The organism is Gilvimarinus sp. 1_MG-2023, from assembly GCF_030548285.1.
The window spans coordinates 1-369 of the sequence record NZ_JAUOSC010000347.1 but is presented as its reverse complement, the minus strand read 5'-3'; the positions used below and the strand labels follow the sequence as shown (position 1 = coordinate 369).

Sequence of the window (369 nt, the reverse complement as noted above, 5' to 3'; positions counted from 1 at the left end):
GGCCTGTATTACCCGCCAGGCTCCCTGAAAGAAACCCTGTGTCTGCGCGGACGCGCCCTGACCTATCAATTCTGTCAGCAGTTCGACATTCCCCATCAGAAAATCGGCAAGCTGATTGTCAGTCCAACCAATGACCACCCGGAACTGCAGCGGCCGGAACACACAGCCCAGCGCCTTGCCATTCCATTACAACGTTTGGACCGCCACCAGCTACATCAAATGGAACCGGACGTTGCCGCTGCGGCTGCGCTCTGGTCACCGGAAACCGGGATCATCGACAGTCACCGGTTTATGCAAGCCTTGCAGCACCAGGCTGAGCAAGCCGGTGCGCTGTTGGTCTGCCGCAGCCAAATGACATCCGCACACAAC

Annotated in this window: 1 protein-coding gene; it reads left to right on the top strand. The window is 58.3% G+C overall.

The genetic code is table 11. The annotated features are described in order from the left end of the window. On the top strand, positions 1-369 hold a 369-nt coding region (locus tag Q4563_RS17125), incomplete at both ends, for an FAD-dependent oxidoreductase (RefSeq protein ID WP_303605349.1).